Source organism: Paenibacillus sp. MABNR03 (assembly GCF_050455445.1).
GTDB lineage: Bacteria > Bacillota > Bacilli > Paenibacillales > Paenibacillaceae > Paenibacillus > Paenibacillus xylanilyticus.
Genome location: NZ_JBCIYR010000010.1, coordinates 45528 through 69374, shown reverse-complemented (window position 1 = coordinate 69374; position 23847 = coordinate 45528). Strand labels below are relative to the sequence as shown.

Here is a 23847-nt window from a genome sequence, read left to right as displayed (position 1 = left end):
AATCCTTCGTTACCCCATCTATATGCCATGGATGAGATGAGCATGCCACCTTTGTTCAATCCTTAACTTTTTATCGGGAATTGCCTTCCCGCTGTGCGAGCTGCCAAAAATCAGAAGGCCATGGATCACGAACTTCAATCAATGCCCCGGTAAGTGGATGATTAAACATTAACACTTCTCCATGAAGAGCCTGACGTCCAATCGCATCAGGTCGGCCACCATATAGCAAATCACCAACAAGCGGGTGTCCGGAATAACTCAGATGTACCCTGATCTGATGCGTACGCCCTGTATCCAATATCAATCGCACAAGTGTGGCACGTTCCCATACTTCCCTTATCTCTACATGTGTTACTGCCTCCTGACCACCCTCGGAAACACGTCTGCGCTGCTTATGATGTCTGTCCTTGCCAATTGGAGCATCAATTTGGACGAGTTCCGGAGATACCTGACCTTCGACAATGGCTGCATATTGGCGTCCAATCTCTTTGCGCCGCATCGCCTCATCCAGCTTGGCAAGAGCAAAAGCATTTTTGGCATATAAAACAGGACCCGTTGTATCCTCATCCAATCGATGCACATGGCGCACATTCGCGTCGATGCCATTCATTTCATAATAGGAAGCCACTGCATGGTCCAGCGTGATTGCATGATCGGCACGGCTTCCATCGGGATGGAGCTTCATACCCGCGGGTTTGTGCACCACCAGACAAAAATCATCCTCAAACAATACACTCATATCCGCCCAGCGAGGCTCAACATCAATGGGCTGAGACGCAAAAAGGGCCAGCCGAAGCCGGTCCCCTGCCAGTTGAATTCCGTGATTTGCCTTGAGCTGGCGGAACAGTTTTTCCGGAAACTGAAGTTCAGAGAGCAGCCATTGCTCAGCCGCAAGCTGCCTGTCTGAACTGCCTGTTACCACTTTGCCTGGCATCAGCTCAAGCCATTCTCCACGACGTTTCCAACTTTTGATCATCATAGAGATTGAAGTGCCTTGCGGTTCGCTTCAATGGTATCGTCAATATCCTGCTCCGTGTGCACACCAGAGACGAACATGCCTTCAAACTGGGAAGGTGCTACACTTACGCCATGATCAATCATGGCTGCAAAGTAGCGACGGAATTGATCCAGATTGCTTTCTTTAGCTGCATCGTAATTGGTTACCGGGACATCACTGAAAAATGGACATACCATGGAACCAACACGGTTAATCGTTACCGCGATCCCCGTCTCTGCTGCGTTTTTCTCAAAACCGGCTTGTAAACGTGCAGACAACGTCTCCAACCGGTCATAGACTTCTGGTGTCAGCAGTTTGAGTGTCGTGTAGCCTGCTGCCATAGCCAGTGGGTTACCACTCAATGTTCCTGCCTGATAGATTGGTCCGGTTGGAGCAATCTGCTCCATCAGATCCCGGCGACCGCCATATGCTCCAACCGGGAGCCCGCCGCCGATCACTTTACCCAGACAAGTCAGATCAGGTGTAACACCATAACGGCCCTGTGCACAGTTCAAGCCTACACGGAAACCGGTCATGACCTCATCAAAGATGAGCAAACTGCCGTACTGGTTGGTCAGATTGCGCAAGCCCTCAAGAAAGCCGGCTGCCGGAGGTACAACTCCCATGTTGCCGGCCACAGGTTCAACAATGACAGCAGCCAGTTCCTCACCGAAACGTTCAAACGCAAGGCTGACCGATTCCAAATCATTGTAAGGTACTGTAATTGTATTGGTAGCCACTCCTTCAGGAACCCCTGGGCTGTCAGGTAATCCAAGGGTTGCAACGCCTGATCCCGCTTTGATCAACAAACTGTCTGCATGTCCGTGATATGAACCTTCAAACTTCAAAATTTTGCTGCGACCCGTTACTCCGCGTGCCAGCCTGATGGCACTCATAGTTGCTTCCGTACCGGAGTTGACCATCCGCACAATATCAATGGAAGGCACACGTTCGCAGACGAGTTTAGCCATTTCTGTCTCCAGCAGCGTTGGGGCGCCAAAACTCGTTCCTTTAAGGGCGGTCTCGCGCAGTGCCTCCACAACTTCAGGGTGGGCATGCCCCATAATAAGCGGTCCCCATGAGCCTACATAATCAATAAATACGTTGCCATCAATATCGTAGATTTTGGAGCCTTCTCCGTGTTCCGCATAGATTGGGGTAAGTCCTACCGATTTGAATGCCCGAACGGGACTGTTTACGCCTCCAGGTATGTACTGCTTGGCTTCTTCGAATGCGCTGCGTGAGCGCTCATCATTGCGTCGTTTTCCTTGTTGTGCAGTCATGGAACATCCTCCTTAATAGTGAAGGCCCTGCTCGTGCATGGACAGTCTTAATCCATACAGCGACATTTTCGAGTCAGGCAGGGCCATTAATATATTTGAACCAGAAAGTCTCATTCAATGAACAGGAATATGGTTACAACGTGCTATTGTTTTTCAGCCAGCCAGCGGGAAGCGTCTTTTCCATAATACGTAATGATCATGTCCGCACCCGCGCGTTTCATGCTGAGCAGAATTTCCATGGCGACCTTTTTCTCATCAATCCATCCCTGCATAGCTGCTGCCTTGACCATGGCATACTCCCCACTTACATTATAAGCGACAAGCGGAAGATCAAATTGATCCTTAATCGTGCGCATGACGTCCAGATAGGAAAGTGACGGTTTCACCATTAGCATGTCCGCTCCTTCCAGCACATCCGTTTCGGCTTCGCGCAGCGCTTCCCGGGCATTCGCAGGGTCCATCTGATACGATTTGCGATCCCCAAACTGCGGTGTGGAATCCGCTGCTTCACGGAAAGGTCCGTAAAATGCGGATGCATACTTGACGGAGTATGACATGATTGGAATATGGCTGAAGCCATTCTCATCAAGCCCTGCCCGAATGGCCTGAACGAATCCATCCATCATGTTGGATGGGGCAATAATATCAGCGCCTGCTTTGGCCTGGGATACGGCTGTTTTCACGAGCAAATCCAGCGATTCATCATTCAGAACATCCCCGCAAATGTGCCCGTCCACTTCAACGGTATGCACCATGCCGCAATGTCCGTGATCCGTAAATTCGCACAAGCAGGTATCTGCCACAACCAGCAGCTCCGGATACCAGGATTTGATCAATCTCGTTGCTTCCTGCACAATGCCATCTTCAGCAAATCCGGAAGTACCCACACTATCCTTGGTCTCAGGAATACCGAACAGCAATACAGCCGGAATACCCAGCTCAGCAATCTCTTTCACTTCTTCCTGCAAACGATCAAGCGAGAAACGGAATACGCCCGGCATGGACTTGATTTCGGATTTTACATTTTCTCCGTAGGTTACATAAATGGGTTGGATAAAATCATCCACTGTCAGATGCGTCTCTCTGACCATATTGCGAATGCCTGCGGATTGTCTTAAACGACGGTGTCGTACAATTGGAAAACTCATATAGAAACATCCTCTCTGAAGTAAGTAGCACAAAAAGGGAAGCGCGCCGGTATCCTAACGAATTCAGCACGCTTCATCCAGCATTTTGTATATAAATACGATCTATTGCAATAGCGGTCTGATTCTTGCAATCAACGAGACAAAGCCCCATCTACAGAAGGTGTCCGTTTCCAGTCGCACAGAGCAGCAATCAGGCTTTCGATCGTTGCGTCTGCAGCCATCAGTGTCACCTTCAACCCCGCGGCTTCGGCCGTCTTGGCAGTCACCGGTCCGATGCATGCAACCTCGACATTTTTTAACAAAGGTAATGGATCTTGCAATCCCATGCGTTTAAGCATCTCCATGAAGTTGGTGACTGTTGAAGAGCTTGTAAATGTTACAGCGTGAATACCGCCTTCTTCCAGCAGTTTCAGGAGTTCGTCATCATCTTCACCCGCCAAAACGGTGTCATAGATAATAGCTTCTGTGACCTCAAGTCCACGCTCCCTTAACTGATCAGGCAACCATGATCGTGCCAGATCCCCGTGGGGAAGCAGCACTTTTTGACCTTCTTTCAGCTCACTTTCGAAAGCTTCCAGCATGCCTTCCTGCTGAAAAGGTCCCTTGATCACTTCCGCAATAATACCGTGTTTACGAAGGGCTTCAGCGGTCGAAGGTCCTACCGCAGCGATTCTCGCTTGATGGATCTGGCGGATATCCCTACCCTGTAGTTCCAGATGACGGAAGAAAAATTCCACGCCATTTACACTGGTGAAAAATACCCAGTCAAATGTATTTAACACATCAAAAGCACCTTTGACACTTTGCCTTGCAGTCTCACTGGAGGGCATAACCGTTTCAATCACCGGAAACTCGTACGGCTCACCGCCAAGTTCCTCGATTCGGTTCACCAGTTCGCTCGCCTGACTGCGAGCTCGCGTCACCAGTATTCGTTTGCCAAACAACGGCAGTGCCTCAGCCCACTTTAACTGCTCACGCTGGTTCACCACATCCCCCACCACAATAACTGCAGGTGGTTGGAAATTGGCAGCAATGACCTTGGCCTCTATATTTTCAAGCGTACCTATGAGGGTATCCTGCTCCGCTCTGGTTCCCCAACGAACCAATGCGACAGGGGTCTGTGCCGGACGGCCATGACGGATGAGCTGTTCACTGATATAGCCGATTTTGGCTACACCCATCATAAATACAAGTGTACCCGTTGCGTTCGTTACTTTATCCCAATGAATGCTGCGATCCAGCTTGTCCGGGCTCTCATGTCCCGTAATAATGGAAATGGAAGATGCATAATCGCGATGGGTCACCGGTATTCCGGCATAAGCAGGTACACTTATGGCTGCGGTAACTCCAGGCACAATTTCAAAAGGAACACCGTTTTTGCGCAGCAGATCCGCCTCTTCGCCTACGCGTCCAAATATCGTCGGATCTCCGCCCTTCAGCCGGACGACCACTTTCCCTTCCAAGGCCAGATCCACCAGTAGCTGATTGATCTCTTCCTGTTTCATCGTGTGTCGGTCAGGCCGCTTGCCCACGTAGATCTTCACCGCGCCAGGCTTCATCTGCTTCAATAATCTCGGACTGGCCAAACGATCATATACTACGGCGTCTGCTTTGCCGATGGACTCCCATCCTTTTACCGTAATCAGCTTCGCATCCCCCGGACCTGCCCCTACCAAAAAGACCTTTCCCACCATGTCTTCATCCCCTAACTTCTGCCAGTATCTGCTCTGCTCCCCGTTCAATCAATCTCCAAGCCACTTCTTCTCCTAAACGAACCGGATCTTTGCCAGTCAGCGTTTCCTTAAGAATCAGTCCGCCATCCGGCGTACCGACCATACCCGTTAATTGTAACGTGTTTTGCCCATTCGGGGAATCGGTATCTTGTTGAGGAATCCAGACGGCATGAGCACCAATCGGAACCTGGCATCCCCCATTCAATACGCTGAGGAAACGACGTTCTGCCAATACGGGAGTTGCTGTCTCCGAATCATTATACAGCTTCAGCAGATGGAGCAGTTCAGCATCATCCTCCCGGCATTCAATCCCCAGTGCACCTTGACCTACCGCAGGAAGACAAGCCTCTTCGGACAGATACTCGGTAATCCGATCCTGCCAACCCATTCGATATAATCCAGCAGCAGCTAGAATAATAGCGTCGAGGCCCTCTGTCTCCAGTTTGCGAAGACGTGAGTCGATGTTGCCACGAAGGGATTCAAGCTGCAGATCCGGACGGTATGCTTTCAATTGACTGGAACGACGGAGGCTGCTTGTCCCCACTCTCGCACCTTCTGGCAGTTTGTCCAGAGAGAGGCCTCCATTGGAAATCAATGCATCACGCGGGTCGGCACGGCGCGGCACAGCGCCGTTGGTCAATCCTTCCGGCAATTCGGATGGCATATCCTTCATGCTGTGCACGGCCATATCGATGGCATGATCCAACATCGCCTGTTCAATTTCTTTGACAAACAGCCCTTTGCCTCCGACTTTGGACAGCGTTACATCAAGAATCAAGTCTCCCTTCGTAACGATCTTATGTACTTCAAAGTCAAATGCTAAACCTTCCCGCTCACAAATGCTGCGTAAATCCTGAATTACATGGCCTGTCTGTGTCAAAGCTAGTGCGCTTTGTCTGCTTCCCACTTTAATTGTACGCATGTCTACAGTTCCTCCTGATTACGGGATATCCAATTCCCGATTTCTTCTTCTGTCCACCACCGGAATTGCCCTGTACGGATGTCCTCCAATACATTCATTTCCGTCAATTGCCGCAGTAACACCCTTCTGTGACCCGGAGACGATACACGTGCCTTCACTTCAGTCCTCATCTGATGCAAAAACTCAATATAAGTCTCGTATTCTTCGCCAAACTGCTGCTCCAATGTGGACCGAATCTCAGCAGCTGCTGCCGGTCCTGCTCCAGCCGTAGAGATGGCAATACTTAATCTCCCACGCCTGACTACACTGGGGGTGATAAAAGCACTGCGCTCGGAAGACATGGCATCATTCACCAGTATGCCCGCTTCGTTCGCTTCTTGTACAACCGATGCGTTGACTTCAACGTGATCCGTTGCCGCATATACGAGAAAGGCCCCCCGCAAATCACCATTGCGGTAGGACCGGGCTATCCACTCAATTCGGGAATCATCATGCAGTTGTTTCAGCTCCGCTGTGATCTCCGGACTAAACACTTTAATATGTGCTTCGGCGTGAAGCAAACCTTTAATTTTACGTTCGGCGACACGTCCGCCACCAATGACGCAGCACGTTTTACCTGCAGTATTTACAAATAGCGGGGTGTAGCGATCCATAGCCTTCACTCTCCTGTCCAGCGATGAAACGCTGAATACGCATTGGATAAAAAGCTTATAATGACAAAACCATATCCAATCAATGTCCATCTTGCCATAATAATGTTGGAAAACTGCTTTCTTTGCTTGGACACAAAATAACCAATATAGATCGCGATTGCGAGACCTGTGGCAATGACTTTGAGATCCAGAAGCAAAAACCAGCGTGTCTCTGCGACAATGGATAATACAGCCAGTACAACAGAGACACCTAGCAATGGTGTTCCTATTAATGTAGCACCGTCCATGTACTTGCCAATAACTTCGAGACTGGGCATCCGCCGCATCGTGTCATTCCACTTTTTGTTTTTCAGTTTGCGATGCAAGAATAGATACAACAACGCAAAAACAGCAGCCACCGTTAATGCTGCGAATCCCAAATTCGCCAGCGTAATGTGCATGATAAGCAATCCGTGTACAGTCTGCCAGTTGTGCAGTGAAATCTCCCCAGCCGTGAACCACAATCGGTTCAGCACCGTAACGGAAAACCCGACGATATTTAACAGCAGGATGACAAATTCCGAACGTTGGACACGAATTATCGCCAGCGACATCAGTACGATACTAAACGAAAAGATGAATAAAAAATCAAAGGTCGTATAGATCGGAAAATGGCCCTCGGTCCACATGCGTAAAATCACATGAACAACCTGAAGCATCCAGACAACGACAAGAAACCCTGTGCCCGTCCGCTTCGCCCCCGCATTCCGTCGAATGCAGTCCGAGAAATAGAACAGAAGGCTCAGGGCATACATATAGATCAGAGCTTCATAGATTTGTTCAGCAAGGGTCAAGCTGCTCACCCGCCCTTATACACTAGCCGGAGCGTAAGCCGGCATAGCCTCTTGCCGGTTGTCTTTAAGATGAACAGCAGCCGGTTTTCCCAAGGCCGAGGCATCGCTTTGGTTTACTTTTTCTGCGGCTGTCTCCACTGCATCCTCCAGGGCAAAAATTTGAGTGAACATGCGCAAAGCTTCATCACCATGCTTCGCGCCTGCCATTTCCTTAATCCGGTTAATCGGATCTGTGGTCATTTGATTCACGATGCTTTTGGTTAATCGACGAATGACCTTGCGTTGATGTTCGTCCAATTCTGGCAGTTTATTAAAGAGACTTTCCATCGTTTCTTCATGAATGGAAGCCCCCTTCTCCTGCAATGCCCGAATGACCGGGCGAACGCCCAAGGTTTTGAGCCAGTGATAGTAGTCTTCCATCTCCAGTTCAATCATTTTTTCAATCTTAGCCGCTTCTACCTTGCGCATCTCCAGATTGCTCTCCACGATTCCTTCCAGATCATCAATATCATAGAGAAATACGTTGGATAACTCTCCAATGGCCGGATCAATGTCACGCGGAACTGCAATATCGATCAGGAATAACGGACGCGATTGACGCCGCTTCATGCTCTCCCTAACAACAGAAGCATCCAGAACATACCGTTCTGCCCCAGTAGAGCTGATGACGATATCAACCTCATTCAGTCTGTCCAAGGCTTGCTCCATCGTACAAGGGGTTCCCTTAAACTTGGCTGCCAGCTCCTGAGCTCTTGCAAGTGTCCGGTTCGCTACAATGACCTCTGAGGCGCCATTGGCGTAAAGATGCTTGACGGTCAGTTCGCTCATTTTGCCCGCTCCAAGAATCAGAACTTTCTTATCCGTGAACATGCCAAAAATGCGTTTCCCCAATTCAACAGCTGCGTAACTGACCGATACCGCACTCTCTCCAATTGAAGTCTCCGAATGTGCCCTCTTGCCCAGGGTTACCGCCTGTTTAAACAGCATGTTAAACCAGGTGCCTGTCGATTTCTCTTCCTGGGCAGTGAAAAAGGCTTGTTTCACCTGTCCAAGAATCTGTGTTTCCCCAATCACCATTGAATCCAGTCCGCAAATCACACGGAACAAATGGCGAATGGCTTGATCATCTTCATATATATATAAGTGTTGCGTAAATTCTTCCCGCGGAACATTAAACCATTGTTCCATAAACGTACGAATAAAATAACCACACATGTGAAGACGGTCCACCACAACATACAACTCGGTACGGTTACATGTGGCTACGATTACACCTTCCAATACACTCTTGGTCAGCTTGAGCTGCTGCAGCGCTTCAGACAAGTCCTTTTCTGCAAATGTGAATCGTTCCCTAACCTCTACAGGCGCCGTGCGATAATTCAAACCAACTACAACGATGTGCATTGCAAGTTCACCTGCCTAATAAATTTCCAATCAAAGTGTTTTCTACATATCTCCATCCATTTATGCTTGACATGGTTAATTATATCACACATCACGACCGGGTCCGGGCCATTTTTATGAAATGTTTATGAAATCCCCATGTAGATCATCTTATGCATTGTCATTTATTGTAGTGTCTCACCAATCTTCACCGTTATGCGTGCAAATCCATTTCTTCGGATATTAAAACAAATAGCCATGGAATAATTCCATGACCATTATGAGTTGGGGACTAATCTTCGTTCATCCCAATATGTGAACATTGTTCATGATGTGTGTCTAAAACAGTTATACCAGTTCGATAGGTTGCATTTCTGGTGTTTCAACCTGCAATTCGCCCAATCCACGTACCAATTTCTTGGCGTATGTTTTTTCCGGTTTCAAAACGGATACCAGGTAGTCAATGGCCAGTTGTGGGTCAACCGTTTCTCCACAAGTGTAGCAGTCGATCGCCGCAAACCCTCTCTCAGGATACGTATGAATGGAGAGATGGCTCTCTGACAGCAGTACAAGCACTGTCGCTCCTTGTGGTTCAAACTGCTTGGATTGTACGGACATTACTGTCGCGCCACATGCCTCCGCTGCTTCAACCATTTGGGCTTGCAAATACTCAGCACTGTTCAGTAGATCAAAGTCGACACCCCAAGCGTCAACAGCAACGTGTCTTCCGAAAGTTGAATATTCCATCCTTCGGTTCCCCCTTCCTAGGAATAAAATGTTTGAAAAAATTTCATCCGCTAGGACCTACGTCATTCACTTCCCGAGGGAATAATCTCTCGCAACATATAATGTCCTGAGTGAATCCTGGTTCCTATATTCTTTTCAACGAGATTAAAAATAACATCTATTTAAAAGGAATGCAACCCTTTTTTTACAGTTAAAAAAATAAATAATTGCCATCCAAGTTGGACATCTTCATCACAAAAAAATCCCCTTCGGACGCTGAACCGGCAAGTGCCTGCAATCAGAATCGATAAGGGGATTGATTCACATTTATACCTGTATAACCTGCATCTCCAGGTTATTTAAGCTTCAAGTTCGAAGAGTCGTTTTTGATGTTGAGCAAGCCTTTCATCAATCTGATGAAGTTCTTCAGGAACTGAAGTATGATTCCTTGTGTCCAGAAGTGTGTCGACCTCTGCGTATACCCGGTTAATTTCACGTTCAACATCCCGAGCCTGGAACACTCGCTGCAATTCGAGCAACGTATTTTTGTATTCGTAGATGAGGCGCGTATTCTCCCCGTTCTTCTCTACGATTTTACGGACAGAGCCTTGAGCATAAACATACGTCATAATGAAATCTTCATAAATCCGATGGACGACACCGTCTCCCTTAAAGGTCATGAACAATTTCCGCACAACGTTGGTCAGATGATGGTTTACCAGCCGGCAAGACAATTCACAGATGTAAAACCCTTCCTGACGGTCAAACGGGAAATGAACTTCCTCTCCACTTACATCCTCAAGCACAATCTCCTGGCAACCGTTATCCAGCACCTTCACTCGGTGATGAATCCGGCCATCCTCTGACATGCGCAAAAACTGATGCATCTGGGGTTCCGACAATTTCAAAGTGGCTTTAACATACTCTGTGGCTAACCGCTGAGCCATACAAATCTCCTCAATTCTTTCCCGGATTGTTTTGCCTTCCTGCTCATGGCAGTGATCTCAAAACTCTTCAGGCCGGCAAGGCCGGTATTTTTGGTTCCTGTAGCACGAATGCACCTAAGCTCATTATACACCACCACAAAACCATTTTGCTCCAGAACGAAACGATAAATTCTCACGAAAATCCATAAAAATACGGATTAATTCATGATCTCATCCAGGATTCACCCAGGTTACTCACTTTCCCGCATTAAAATGGAGCAATCTCTATATCATCCGTTAATTTCGGTGTTTTCTTCCTCTTCTGGATAACCCTCTGCATCCAACACTTCGGGTGCATACTTATCTATGCGGGCATGGCGGGTAATGATGTCCCATAACTCTTCTTTACCCAATCCTTCTTCTGATGAAAATGGTACAAACAGATCCCCTGAACGAAGATCCAGCGCTTGCTTGATGACTTTAATATGCTTCGCTCTGCGTGTCTTTGGAATCTTGTCCATTTTGGTTGCTACCACAACCAAAGGCAATCCGTGATGGCGAAGCCATTCATTCATCATCTTGTCATCCTTGGATGGTTCATGCCTCATATCCACCATCTGCATAACAAGTTTCAATTCTTTACGTCCCAATAAGTATTTTTCCATCATTTTACCCCAGGCAAAACGCTGCTCTTTGGAGACTTTGGCGTAACCATAACCCGGGAAATCCACGAAGTATAGATCCTGGTTAATTTTATAGTAGTTCAGTTGCTGAGTTTTACCTGGTGTCGAACTTGTGCGTGCCAGATTCTTGCGGTTAATCAAGCGATTAATCAGGGATGATTTGCCGACATTGGAGCGCCCCGCCAAAGCGATCTCCGGCAGACCGTCATCAGGATATTGTTCAGGCCGAACGGCACTGATAATAAATTCGGATTGGTTTACTTTCATAATATATCTGTCCTCTCTGGATCTCATGTTCTTGCATTTGAAGCTGATGAAGGTATTATGCCTTGGATCATTGTTCTATCATACCAAAAAAACCGTTCGGGCGGACGCCGAAGCTCCGCAGAACGGTTTTTTCTTCATACGCTCCCTTGGCTAACCGGATCTACAGATGAATACCTGTCTGTTCCACGAGTGCATGCTGCAGCACCTGATCCATATGGGCTACAGGGACAAATTCCACATCTTCCTTGATGCTATCCGGAATGTCCCGCAGGTCCCGTTCGTTATCCTTGGGCAATAATATTTTTTTATAACCGGCGCGGTGAGCGGCCAGTGATTTTTCCTTCAGACCGCCGATGGGAAGCACGCGACCACGCAGAGTGATCTCGCCAGTCATCGCAATGTCTTTGGAGACATGTTTGTTCGTCAATGCAGAAATCAAAGCGGTAGCCATCGTAATCCCAGCAGATGGACCATCCTTAGGAATAGCACCTTCGGGTACGTGGATATGAATATCATTCTTCTCATGGAAGTCAGCTGGAATTCCTAGTTGTGCCGCTTTGGATCGGGTGTAGCTGAATGCGGCCTGAGCGGATTCTTTCATGACATCGCCCAGTTTACCCGTTAATGTCAGTTTTCCTGTTCCAGGGACAACCGTGACCTCGATGACGAGAGTATCCCCGCCAACTTCAGTCCAAGCGAGCCCGGTTACTGTACCAATCTGATCTTCCAGTTCAGCCATACCGTAACGGAACTTGCCTGGTCCAAGATAATCCTTGATTTCATCCGGCGCAATATTAATTTGGCCTTCCACACCAGAAACGATATTTTTGGCCGCCTTCCGGCACAACGAAGCCATTTGCTGCTCCAGATTCCGCACACCGGACTCGCGGGTATATTCACGAATGACACGAAGCAAGCTGTCGTCCCCAATCTCCAGCTGCTCATCTTCCAGACCATGATCGCGCTTTTGCTTCGGCAGCAGATAGTTTTTGGCAATCTGCAGTTTCTCGATCTCGGTATACCCTGGAATGTTGAGCATTTCCATCCGGTCCAGAAGCGGACGAGGAATGTTGTGCACCGTATTGGCGGTTGTAACGAACATGACATTGGATAAGTCAAAAGGTACTTCCACAAAGTGATCGCTGAACGTGCTGTTCTGTTCAGGATCGAGCACCTCAAGCAGCGCTGCAGAAGGATCTCCACGGAAGTCGGAAGCCATCTTGTCGATCTCGTCCAGCAGGAAAACGGGGTTAAGCGAACCTGCCGTTTTCATTCCCTGGATAATCCGCCCAGGCATTGCTCCCACATAGGTACGCCGATGTCCACGGATCTCCGCTTCATCCCGAACACCACCCAGAGAAATTCGCACAAATTCCCGGCCCAATGATCTGGCAATGGAGCGGGCAAGCGATGTCTTACCGACACCCGGAGGCCCGACCAGACAGAGAATGGGCCCTTTGAGCTTTTTGACGAGCTTCTGGACAGCCAGGTATTCAAGTACACGCTCTTTCGGCTTTTCCAATCCGTAATGATCGGCATTCAGCACATCTTCCGCTTTCTGAATATCCAGGTCGTCCTCTGTCATCTGACTCCAAGGCAGAGCCAGCAGCCAATCCACATAGTTGCGAATGACTCCGCCTTCCGCAGAGCTTGCTGGCATTTTTTCCAGTCGATCAATTTCTTTCTCGACCTTTTCCTTGACCTTGTCCGGCAAGCCGAGGGTCTCCATTTGATTACGGAGTTCTTCGACCTCACCTGCACGGCCTTCTTTTTCACCCAGTTCTTTTTGAATGGCCTTCATCTGCTCGCGCAGATAGTATTCCTTCTGGGTCTTCTCCATCTGTTTCTTCACGCGTTGGCTGATTTTGCGTTCAAGCTCCAGCACTTCCCGCTCGTTGTTGAGAATGTCGAGAAGTTTCTCCAGACGTTCACGAACATCAATGGTTTCCAGGATCTCCTGTTTATCCTTGATTTTCAGGGAAAGGTGGCTCGTGATCACATCAGCCAGTCGCCCAGGTTCCTCAATATCCGACACAGCAGCAAGTGTCTCGGGTGTTACCTTTTTGGACAGATTAATATAATTTTCGAACTGGTTCAGAACCGTACGCATCAGGGCATCCGTCTCTGGATGACTGTTCTCCTCTTCAGGCAGTTCTTTTGCCAGTACTTCGTAATATTCCTCGTTGTCCGTATATTCAATGATTTCAGCCCGTTCCAAGCCTTCCACGAGAACACGAATCGTTCCGTTTGGAAGCTTCAGCATCTGTCTGACCTTGGCTACGGTTCCGATTCTGAAAATGTCTTCTTGTGTTGGTTCTTCAATATTCACTTCGGCTTGGGAACATAGGAGAATCAGATGTTCTTCTACCATCGCTTTTTCTAAAGCCTTGACCGATTTCTCCCGGCCCACATCGAGATGCAGTACCATACTCGGGTAGACGAGAAGTCCTCTTAAAGGCAGTAAAGGAAAACGACGACCTTTCACTTTGCTCGGTCCCATCGCTTTCGCACCTCCAATGGCTCTCAGGTTGTAGTCATTCATTATTCTATCAAATGTTCACATAAAAAACCAATTGAAGGGAAGCTCTTAGCAGCTTCCCGAATCCGTAACCTGTCCCGGACGGGGTAAATCAGCACGCAAATATGAAGCAGATGCGGGAGGGAAAATTTCTGCAGCGGGTGTTGCTGACTCCTCCGCCTGCTTTGTTTGTTCCATCTGCCCCGAATCAGGAACCCAGGCAAATACCTCGCGGAAAACATCCTGTACCGTATCTACCGGAATGACACGCAAGCCATCCAGATTCTCAAAAATGGATTGCCAGTTCTCTGCTGGAATAATAACGGTCTTCGCTCCCGCCTGAAATGCAGCCTCTACTTTGGCAAGCACGCCACCGATCGGCTTCACTCGGCCATGAATGCTGACCTCACCAGTCATCGCAGTCTCGTGATCTACAGGGCGCCCCTGAATGGCAGAGGTAATCGCCGTGGCCATGGCAATACCAGCCGATGGGCCATCAATCGGCGTTCCTCCCGGAAAATTGATATGCAAATCATAATCATTCGGACGGATACCCATGGCTTTTAATACAGTCATTACATTTTCAACCGAGCCTTTGGCCATGCTTTTTCTCCGGAGTGTACGCGAACCGCCTCCAATCTCTTCCTCATCCACAACGCCTGTAATATTAATTCGGCCCTGATCTTTGAGTGCAGGCACTGCAGAAACTTCGATCTCAAGAATGGTGCCCATATTCGGACCGTATACGGCCAAGCCATTAACAAAACCGACCTGCGGGTGCAAAGGCACCTTGCGATCCGGCCGTGGTTGAATTTGGCTGCTGCCAGCCACCCATTCGACATCCGAGGCCTGAAGGGTCTCCCTTTTTTCGGTGAGTGCCAGTCCGGCAGCCAGCTGAATAATATTTACCGCCTCGCGCCCATTCGTGGCATATCGCTTAACCACTTCAACAGCATCCGGACAAGGACTGAAGCCAATTTTCTGCACAGCGTCTTCAGCAATCTTCCCGATTTCTTCCGGCAGCAATGGTCTGAAGTATACTTCCATGCACCGTGAACGGAGCGCTGGAGGCAGTTCATGAGGCGAACGAGTCGTCGCTCCGACAAGACGGAAATCAGCCGGCAGGCCATTTTGAAAAATATCGTGGATATAAGCAGGAGTATGCGTGTCTTCCGAGTTATAGTACGCACTTTCCAAAAAGACCTTGCGATCCTCCAGCACTTTCAACAATTTATTCATCTGAATGGAATGCAATTCACCGATCTCATCGATAAATAACATGCCACCATGCGCTTTGGTCACGGCTCCCGGTTTCGGTTGAGGAATACCCGCAACCCCCATGGCACCCGCTCCCTGATATATCGGATCATGTACAGAACCGATTAAAGGATCGGCAATACCCCGCTCATCAAAACGAGCTGTCGTCGCATCCAGCTCCGTAAACTTCGCATCCGGCTTGAAAGGCGAGGATGGATTTTTTTTGGCTTCTTCCAAAACCACCCTAGCGGCCGCTGTCTTACCTACCCCTGGAGGCCCGTAAATAATGACGTGCTGTGGATTGGCACTGCACAAAGCAGCCTTGAGGGCACGCAGGCCGTCCTTTTGCCCTACGATATCATTGATGGTAGCCGGCCGCGTCTTCTCTGCGAGCGGTTTGGTGAGTGAGATAGAACGCAATTTGCGCAGCTTCTCCAGTTCTTTGCGGGATTCACGCTCGACTGCGCTGCGGTTTGTTTTCTGTCCTCGAAGCAGATTCCAGAAATACAAACCGATCACCACACCAAAAAATAACTGTATCAACATGAAGACCATGCCTAAATCACCCATATCTCAACATCCTCCTGTTCTTCTGTCCTGTTCCCTTACGGAATCATGCTAATACATGGTAGTATAGCCGTTTCACGAACAGGTAAACGGTCCAGTCGGAATTTGTTGTGGATGTGAAGACACCAAGAGCCCGTCATTGCTGACGGGCTCTCTTCGAAGCATATATGAATCAATCAGTGCGAGCGACCAGGAATTACACCTGTCGTTTCATAGGTTTCGACGATTTTATCGATTTCCTTTTTCAATTCCTCAACCATGATTTCTTCAGGCACCTTACGGATCATCTTACCGTGCCGGAACAAGAGACCTTCTCCGCGAGCACCAGCAATCCCGATATCCGCTTCTTTGGCCTCACCTGGACCATTCACCGCACAACCGAGTACAGACACTTTAATCGGCACCTTGAGTTTGGAGATGTACTCTTCCACTTCGTTGGCAATGGAGAACAGATCGATGTCCAGACGTCCACATGTTGGGCAGGAAATCAGTGTAGCTGCATTGGAGATCAAGCCAAAAGTTTTGAGCAAATCGCGGGCAACCTTGATCTCCTCCACCGGATCTGCGCTAAGCGAGATTCGCATCGTTGAACCAATACCCATGGACAGCAAAGCCCCCATACCGGCAGAGCTTTTAATGGTTCCCGAGAACAATGTACCAGCTTCCGTAATCCCCAGATGCAGCGGATATTTAATGATTTGAGCTGCTTTGGTGTACGCTTCAATCGCCATCGGTACATCCGATGCTTTGAGAGAAACGATAATATCATGGAAATCCAGTTCTTCCAGAATACCAATGTGATACAATGCACTTTCTACCATAGCATCAGCCGTAGGATATCCGTACTTCTCAAGCAAATGGTTTTCAAGAGAACCTGCATTTACCCCGATCCGAATCGGAATACCGCGTTCTTTACATGCTTTGACGACTTCTTCCACTTTGGCACGTTTACCGATATTTCCGGGATTGATCCGGACTTTATCGATGCCGTTCTCAATCGCAAGAAGAGCAAGCTTATAGTTAAAGTGAATATCCGCTACAAGCGGGATGTGGATACGTTTTTTGATTTCCTTAATGGCTGCGGCAGCTTCCTCATTATTCACGGTTACACGTACTATTTGGCATCCTGCTTCTTCCAGCCGCAAAATCTCTGCAACGGTCGCCTCAACGTCTGCCGTTTTTGTAGTACACATACTCTGGATAATGACTTCGTTGCTGCCACCAATCGTTAAGTTCCCCACTTTTACGGGACGTGTATCTTGTCTTAAATACATGAGTGATTTCTCTCCCCACAACGTCAAAGCTCCACCCTGACAGAGACATGAATTCGCCTTCTGCCAAAGTGGAGAACTGACAAGTCTATATTTCAGAGCTGAACAGGATTCATGCCTTGGTTAGGCACTCTCTTCCTGCTTATCGTCCTTCGATTGGCTCAGTTCAGGCACAACTCTTTTCTCAACGACTTCTTCGGTAATCACACAGTTCGTAACATCATCACGCGAAGGCACTTCATACATGATTTCAAGCATGATGCCTTCAATGATCGCACGCAATCCACGGGCACCCGTGTTACGCTTGATCGCTTCCTTCGCAATCGCGAGCAATGCTCCTGGTTCAAATACCAGGTTCACATTGTCCAGCTCAAGCAGCTTTTGGTACTGTTTTGTAAGCGCGTTTTTTGGTTCGGAAAGAATCCGTACCAATGTATCTTCATCCAAAGGCTCCAAAGTAGAGATAACTGGAAGACGGCCTACGAATTCCGGAATGAGACCAAATTTCAACAAGTCTTCCGGCAGAACCATACCGAGGTATTCACCTGGTTTGAGATCTTTTTGTTCCGCAACGGTGTTAAAGCCGATGACTTTTTTACCGATCCGGCGTTTGATCATTTGCTCCAGACCATCAAAGGCACCGCCACAAATGAACAGGATATTCGTTGTATCAATCTGGATGAATTCTTGATGTGGATGCTTGCGGCCACCTTGTGGTGGTACAGATGCCACAGTTCCTTCCAGAATTTTCAGCAACGCTTGTTGTACCCCTTCACCCGATACGTCGCGTGTAATGGACGGATTTTCGGATTTACGGGCTACTTTGTCAATTTCATCGATATAAATGATACCGCGCTCTGCTTTTTCAACGTCATAATCAGCAGCTTGAATCAGCTTGAGCAGAATGTTCTCTACATCTTCGCCGACATAACCAGCTTCCGTTAATGAAGTCGCGTCCGCAATAGCAAATGGAACATTGAGAATTTTAGCCATGGTTTGCGCAAGCAACGTTTTACCGGAACCAGTAGGTCCGAGAAGCAAAATGTTACTCTTTTGCAATTCAACGTCCTCAATCTTGCTCTGAGTATTGATCCGTTTATAGTGATTGTAAACCGCTACAGACAAAGACTTTTTCGCCTGATCCTGTCCAATGACGTATTGATCCAGAATGTCGCGGATTTCTTTTGGTTTCGGTATATCTTTGAGGTCCAGTTCTTCGTCATGACCGAGCTCTTCCTCAACGATTTCGGTACAAAGTTCGATACATTCATCACAAATGTAAACGCCTGGTCCAGCGACCAGCTTGCGCACCTGTTCTTGAGATTTACCGCAAAAAGAGCATTTCAGCTGCCCTTTCTCATCGTTAAATTTAAACATGAAACCACCCCTTTAGGAATTGATCGGTCTGCTGAGCACCTGGTCAATAATGCCGTACGCTTTGGCTTCTTCCGCACTCATGAAAAAGTCACGGTCTGTATCCCGCTCAATTTTCTCAAGGGGTTGACCTGTACGATCGACGTATATTTGATTCAGTTTCTGACGTGTTTTAATAATCCATTCTGCGTGAATTTTAATGTCTGCAGCCTGTCCCTGAACGCCGCCAAGCGGTTGATGAATCATCACTTCGCTGTTGGTGAGCGCGTATCGTTTGCCAGGTGCACCGGCTGTTAACAACAACGAGCCCATGCTAGCTGCCATTCCTACGCAAATGGTAGATACATCCGGCTTGATGTATTGCATCGTATCGTATATACCCATCCCTGCGGTGACAGAACCACCAGGTGAATTAATGTACAAGCTGATATCCTTCTCAGGATCGTCGGCTGCCAAAAACAAAAGCTGTGCTATGACAAGATTGGCTACATCGTCATCAATCGCACTGGTTAGAAAAATAATGCGATCCTTCAGCAAACGCGAATATATATCGTAAGACCGTTCGCCTCGATTGGTTTGTTCCACAACCATTGGCACCAGACTCATGAGACCAACCTCTTTTCTACATGTATTTAGACATAGGCTACCTGTAAAGCAAACCCAAATTCATTCTAACACGTTCCTGTGACAATGTCATTTTTCACAAGTGGTGTCAAGCATAAGTTAGTTTACTTTTTAGCCTGATCATATTTAACCATGTTTTCTATGTATGTGCAAATCGAAGGATTCCTATGCCGTTTAACCTTATTTTATTTGCATGGTGTACATAGGAGGGCAAAATGTATATCCCTATCCATCATAATAACCATCCATATTATTACTGAATCATCTATAAAATGGATGCCATAATTTAAAAATAAGGCACGCAATGATTCACGTGCCTTATCGTTTATTCAGCTGTATGTTACTTCACAGCTTGTCTTATTTTTCGTCAGATTCTGCAGCAGCTTCTTCAGCAGGAGCTTCAACTGGCTCTACAACTTTGCTGTTCTCAACGAGAACATCGATCGTTTTGCGCAGTTTAACTTCATCGCGAAGGCTGTCCAGGGAACCATTGCTCTCCAGAATGCCACGAATCTCTTCAGCAGGACGCTTGTAGGATTCAGCCATTTTTTCGAGTTCTTGGTTCACTTCTTCATCAGAAACTTCGATGTTTTCCGCTTTACCTACGGCTTCAAGAACCAGGTTGTTGCGAACACGTTTGGAAGCATCATCTTGCATCTGACCTCTCAGGTCAGCTTGTGTTTGACCGGAGAAGCTCAGGAACATTTCCAAGTTCATGCCTTGGTTGCGCAGACGGTTGTCAAAATCACGCATCATGTTTTGTACTTCGCTATCAACCATTGCAGAAGGGATGTCCACTTCAGCATTTTCAGCCACTTTTTCTACAACCGCATTTTCTTGAGCTGCTTTGAACTCATCTGCTTTGCGGGATTCCAATTGTGTTTTCAGGTCAGCTTTGTACTCTTCCAGAGTATCAAATTCGCTGACATCTTTTGCAAACTCATCATCCAATTCTGGCAATTGTTTGCGTTTGATTTCGTGTACTTTCACTTTGAATACCGCTTGTTTGCCAGCAAGTTCTGCTGCATGGTAGCTCTCAGGGAAAGTCACTTCCACGTCTTTGAAGTCGCCTGTGGACAGACCCACAACTTGCTCTTCAAAGCCTGGAATGAATGTATTGGAACCGAGTTCCAAGGAATAACGCTCAGCTTGTCCACCTTCGAATGGTACGCCATCAACGGAACCATCGAAGTCGATAACTGCAACGTCGCCGTTTTGTGCAGAAGCTTCGTCGATTACAACGAGTTCAGCGTGACGTTGTTGAAGACGCTCAAGCTCTTCAGTCACTTCTGCTTCAGTTACTTCGCCTTTAGCTACAGCAACTTCAATACCTTTGTAGTCACCCAGGGTAACTTCAGGTTTAACTGTTACTTTCGCTTTGAACTTGAACGCTTGTCCTTTAGCGAATTGTTCGATATCTACATCCGGACGATCTACCGGGAAAATATCCGTTTGGTCGATAGCTTCTGTGTAAGCTTCAGGAAGCAAAATGTCGATTGCTTCTTGATACAGGCTTTCTACACCGAAACGAGCTTCGAAGATTGGACGTGGAACTTTACCTTTACGGAATCCAGGTACGTTCGCTTGTTTTACTACTTTATTAAAAGCTTTGTCGAGTGCTGCAGTTACACGATCTGCACCAACTTCAACTTCAAGAACCCCAAGGTTCTTCTCTATCTTTTCCCAAGTTGCTTTCATTGTATACTTTCCCCTCCAAAATTCACATGTTCACGTAGGCGATCACGTACAAAATAACCATTTTAGTATAAACAAGATTACATTCTTTTTCAAGGGGAATCCCTTGATGCGGTTTGAGGTAAACGTTTCCGGTCTCTATTGGCCTCCCAAACCAGCTGAAACAAACTGCTTCATAGAACGATATGCCTGCTCCAAACGGAAGCGCATTGCTCCGGTCACAGCATACATTGAGCGCGTATCTTCTTCGTCGTGCGAACCGCCCAGGCTGTCTGCAACGGTCATATGTAGAGCAGCTGCCCATATGTCTGTCATGGAATCATTCTCTTCAAGCATGGAAGCATAATCTCGGGTTCCATATACGGCCATCACAAACTGAATCCACAGTTCCTGTGCAAAATAAAAAAGTGTCGGTTCGTGAACTTCCGTCTGATCAGCCACTCTTTCCAGAATGCGAACAATCTGAAGCGGGAAATCCTCTGGCCTGAGCGGTACCGTATCGATCTCCACTTCAACCTGTTCTTCTCCTCTTGCGAAGGTGATCATGCCCTGTGTACCTCGACGACGCAGCGTTTGCAGCACTCGGAACTGCAGCAGCGGGTGAAGGGACTTATCTGTCAACCAGCGAATCAGCGAATCATCTATCTCTGGCATATCCAGATAGGCCAGCTGCTCCAAAGCAAGCATGGTTTGTTCGGACAGTGGTTCCTCCATTACGGTGCGAAGCAGCTTATCCGCGTATCCCTTATCCTGCTCCAGCTTGGACCTGGCATGCTGACGCGCCATGTCTTCCTCACTGATTTCCTCTTCTTCATGTTCATCTTGAACCACAGAGGGATCCTCTGCATAATGAGGGAAGGCAGCCTCAAGCCATTCAAGCAAAGCCCGCCATTCATCATAATGGCGCTCTTCCTGCCCCTGGCATTGCAGCAAAAAGCGGAGCAGATTCATTGCTTCACCATACCGCTCATTTTCAAGCATGACAGTCAATTGAATCTGGTAATAGTCCAGCGTCTTAGGAAACAGCACGATATTGTTACTGTGCTCGTTTTCCGGGGTCGTGGATTCCTTGATAGGAGCACCTCCTCTATATCCTGAATCTCCAATCGGAATCAATCATAAATAGATGTATATTAAACGAAAATCGATCTATTTTCTGAGTTCTCCTGATATTCTAACATAACCGTAAATATAATGAAAAAAACGTCATCTACCGCCAAACATCATATACGAAAAACATATTAAAACAAAACACTTGATATTCATATTTATTTATGATAAAATCATTTTTGCTTGAAAAATTTCATGTCTCAGTAGCTCAGCTGGATAGAGCAACGGCCTTCTAAGCCGTCGGTCGGGGGTTCGAATCCCTTCTGGGACGTATTAAGAAAAGCTTCCTTCGGGAAGTTTTTTTTGCGTTCTGGGGATGAGAACCCCTATGGTTCGTCGGAGCGTCGTCTTCGTTAGCATCACTACGCAGTCTCGACTGGCAGGAGAGTATCCCTTCTGGGACGTATTAGGAAAAGCTTCCTTCGGGAAGCTTTTTTTGCGTTCTGGGGTGTATTTCAGCCAACTCCGTTGTCCGATGTTGACACCGAATGTTATGCTTGTTGTGTATACGCATGTATCAAAGTATACATATTAGAAAAAATAAATAACAGGAGATTTACCTATGCCATCTTCTTTACATCAACATTCATCTGATCACGCAGTTGTGGACAGCTCCTCATCGTCCATGAAACTCGGGCTTCTTCTTACGGGTATTATCTTCATCGCAGCTACGATGCGGTCACCGATTACAGCGACAGGCCCTATCGTTGAACTGATTCGCTCCGATACAGGCATAAGCCATACCATGGCCGGGTTGCTTACATCACTGCCTTTGCTTGCGTTTGCTGCAATTTCTCCGTTTGCCCCACATCTGGCAAAAAGATTTGGTCTGGAAGCAGCACTGCTTACTGCTATCATTATTGTAACCCTGGGCATAGCCCTCCGTTTTTTACCGTCAGTCCCTGCACTTTTTGCAGGTACAGCCATCCTCGGATGCGGGATTGCTCTAAGTAATGTGTTACTTCCAAGTCTAATTAAGCGGGACTTCCCATTACGAGTAGGACTCGTTACTGGTCTGTATTCCGTGTCCATGAATATATGGGGTGCTATAGCTTCTGGAATTAGCGTTCCGGCAGCAGGCTTAACCTCAATGGGTTGGCATGCCTCACTCGGAATGTGGGCTGTGCTCTCGATCCTGGCTCTCATTTTGTGGCTGCCCCACGTTCGTAATGGACGCCGCGGAGAAGTTTATGTAGCCTCCCGAAAGACCGAGAAACCGGTTCGGCTTCGCTCCTCTTCTCTCGCTTGGTACATCACGCTTTTCATGGGATTGCAATCGTTGATATTTTACTCGACCATTACATGGCTGCCTGAAATTTTGTCTAATCAGGGCTTTAACCCTTCTTCAGCAGGCTTGATGCTATCCATGATGCAAATGGTCAGCGTTCCAGTAACGTTTATTATTCCTATTCTGGCGGGACGAATGAAGGATCAGCGTATGCTGACGGCCATTACCTGTATGTGTCTTATTTTGGGATATGCGTTCCTGCTAAGCGGTATCTCATCAATGGTTACGATCGGGGTTGCTCTCGCTGGCATTGGGGGCGGTGCTTCATTTGGTCTGGTTACCATGTTTTTTGTACTTCGCACAGCTGACGCCAGACAAGCCGCAGGTTTATCAGGAATGGCTCAATCGTTCGGATATATGTTGGCAGCCGGAGGGCCCTTGTTATTCGGTTTAATCCATGATTGGACTGAGGGCTGGACTATTCCATTGCTTCTGCAGGTTACACTCGCCGTCCTATTGCTACTCATGGGTCTGAAGGCCAGCGCGAATCGTTTGATTGGCTCTCCGTGAGATAAAATATAACGTTCCATAGTATATAAAGAGACCTTCCTTGATGGAAGGTCTCTTTATATACTTCAATTAATGTTGT

General features: G+C 47.6%; 19 protein-coding genes and 1 tRNA gene. 2 read left to right on the top strand and 18 right to left on the bottom strand.

The genetic code is table 11. The annotated features are described in order from the left end of the window. Positions 1-70: 70 nt before the first annotated feature. The 18 genes from AAIH57_RS27805 to AAIH57_RS27720 form a co-directional block, all read right to left on the bottom strand. The gene (locus tag AAIH57_RS27805) at positions 71-979 is read right to left on the bottom strand and encodes an RluA family pseudouridine synthase (protein WP_430023773.1); all 909 of its coding nucleotides are present in this window, start codon (positions 977-979) and stop codon (positions 71-73) included. Continuing rightward, entirely contained in the window at positions 976-2280 is a 1305-nt protein-coding gene (gene hemL / locus AAIH57_RS27800) for a glutamate-1-semialdehyde 2,1-aminomutase (protein ID WP_430023772.1), read from the bottom strand. The genes AAIH57_RS27805 and hemL overlap by 4 nt, the downstream gene beginning before the upstream one ends. A gap of 143 nt (positions 2281-2423) precedes the next feature. After that, positions 2424-3428, bottom strand: a complete 1005-nt coding sequence (gene hemB / locus AAIH57_RS27795; protein WP_175394399.1) for a porphobilinogen synthase — start codon at positions 3426-3428, stop codon at positions 2424-2426. Positions 3429-3559: 131 nt separating this feature from the next. Continuing rightward, positions 3560-5122: a uroporphyrinogen-III C-methyltransferase gene (gene cobA, locus AAIH57_RS27790; protein ID WP_430023771.1), complete on the bottom strand. Its 1563-nt coding sequence runs from the start codon at positions 5120-5122 to the stop codon at positions 3560-3562. Positions 5123-5126: 4 nt separating this feature from the next. After that, the gene (gene hemC / locus AAIH57_RS27785; RefSeq protein WP_430023770.1) at positions 5127-6083 is read right to left on the bottom strand and encodes a hydroxymethylbilane synthase; all 957 of its coding nucleotides are present in this window, start codon (positions 6081-6083) and stop codon (positions 5127-5129) included. 2 nt (positions 6084-6085) lie between these two features. Then, positions 6086-6736: a precorrin-2 dehydrogenase/sirohydrochlorin ferrochelatase family protein gene (locus tag AAIH57_RS27780; protein WP_430023769.1), complete on the bottom strand. Its 651-nt coding sequence runs from the start codon at positions 6734-6736 to the stop codon at positions 6086-6088. Between the two features lie 5 nt (positions 6737-6741). After that, entirely contained in the window at positions 6742-7569 is an 828-nt protein-coding gene (gene ccsA, locus AAIH57_RS27775) for a cytochrome c biogenesis protein CcsA (protein ID WP_430023768.1), read from the bottom strand. 15 nt (positions 7570-7584) lie between these two features. Continuing rightward, complete coding sequence (gene hemA, locus AAIH57_RS27770; RefSeq protein ID WP_430023767.1) at positions 7585-8973, bottom strand: glutamyl-tRNA reductase; 1389 nt, start codon at positions 8971-8973, stop codon at positions 7585-7587. Between the two features lie 327 nt (positions 8974-9300). Continuing rightward, positions 9301-9699: an adenosylmethionine decarboxylase gene (gene speD / locus AAIH57_RS27765; protein ID WP_175394404.1), complete on the bottom strand. Its 399-nt coding sequence runs from the start codon at positions 9697-9699 to the stop codon at positions 9301-9303. 338 nt (positions 9700-10037) lie between these two features. Further along, on the bottom strand, positions 10038-10625 hold the full coding sequence (locus tag AAIH57_RS27760; protein ID WP_175394405.1) for a non-ribosomal peptide synthetase module: 588 nt from the start codon (positions 10623-10625) through the stop codon (positions 10038-10040). Positions 10626-10894: 269 nt separating this feature from the next. Continuing rightward, entirely contained in the window at positions 10895-11554 is a 660-nt protein-coding gene (yihA, locus tag AAIH57_RS27755; protein ID WP_175394406.1) for a ribosome biogenesis GTP-binding protein YihA/YsxC, read from the bottom strand. A 160-nt stretch (positions 11555-11714) separates the two neighbouring features. Continuing rightward, a complete protein-coding gene (gene lon, locus AAIH57_RS27750; RefSeq protein ID WP_175394407.1) occupies positions 11715-14054 on the bottom strand; it encodes an endopeptidase La in 2340 nt (779 codons plus the stop codon). 87 nt (positions 14055-14141) lie between these two features. Beyond that, entirely contained in the window at positions 14142-15899 is a 1758-nt protein-coding gene (lonB, locus tag AAIH57_RS27745; RefSeq protein WP_175394408.1) for an ATP-dependent protease LonB, read from the bottom strand. Between the two features lie 173 nt (positions 15900-16072). Further along, the gene (gene ispG, locus AAIH57_RS27740) at positions 16073-17170 is read right to left on the bottom strand and encodes a flavodoxin-dependent (E)-4-hydroxy-3-methylbut-2-enyl-diphosphate synthase (protein WP_175394409.1); all 1098 of its coding nucleotides are present in this window, start codon (positions 17168-17170) and stop codon (positions 16073-16075) included. Between the two features lie 120 nt (positions 17171-17290). Beyond that, entirely contained in the window at positions 17291-18544 is a 1254-nt protein-coding gene (gene clpX / locus AAIH57_RS27735) for an ATP-dependent protease ATP-binding subunit ClpX (RefSeq protein ID WP_063566713.1), read from the bottom strand. Between the two features lie 12 nt (positions 18545-18556). After that, a complete protein-coding gene (gene clpP / locus AAIH57_RS27730) occupies positions 18557-19147 on the bottom strand; it encodes an ATP-dependent Clp endopeptidase proteolytic subunit ClpP (RefSeq protein WP_091001992.1) in 591 nt (196 codons plus the stop codon). Between the two features lie 375 nt (positions 19148-19522). After that, on the bottom strand, positions 19523-20863 hold the full coding sequence (gene tig, locus AAIH57_RS27725; RefSeq protein ID WP_175394410.1) for a trigger factor: 1341 nt from the start codon (positions 20861-20863) through the stop codon (positions 19523-19525). 135 nt (positions 20864-20998) lie between these two features. After that, positions 20999-21841, bottom strand: a complete 843-nt coding sequence (locus AAIH57_RS27720; RefSeq protein ID WP_246310759.1) for a hypothetical protein — start codon at positions 21839-21841, stop codon at positions 20999-21001. Between the two features lie 326 nt (positions 21842-22167). Between AAIH57_RS27720 and AAIH57_RS27715 the strand changes: the two genes are divergently transcribed. Continuing rightward, a tRNA-Arg gene (locus AAIH57_RS27715) sits at positions 22168-22241 on the top strand. A 291-nt stretch (positions 22242-22532) separates the two neighbouring features. Next, on the top strand, positions 22533-23768 hold the full coding sequence (locus AAIH57_RS27710) for a CynX/NimT family MFS transporter (protein ID WP_430023766.1): 1236 nt from the start codon (positions 22533-22535) through the stop codon (positions 23766-23768). The last annotated feature ends 79 nt before the right edge of the window (positions 23769-23847 follow it).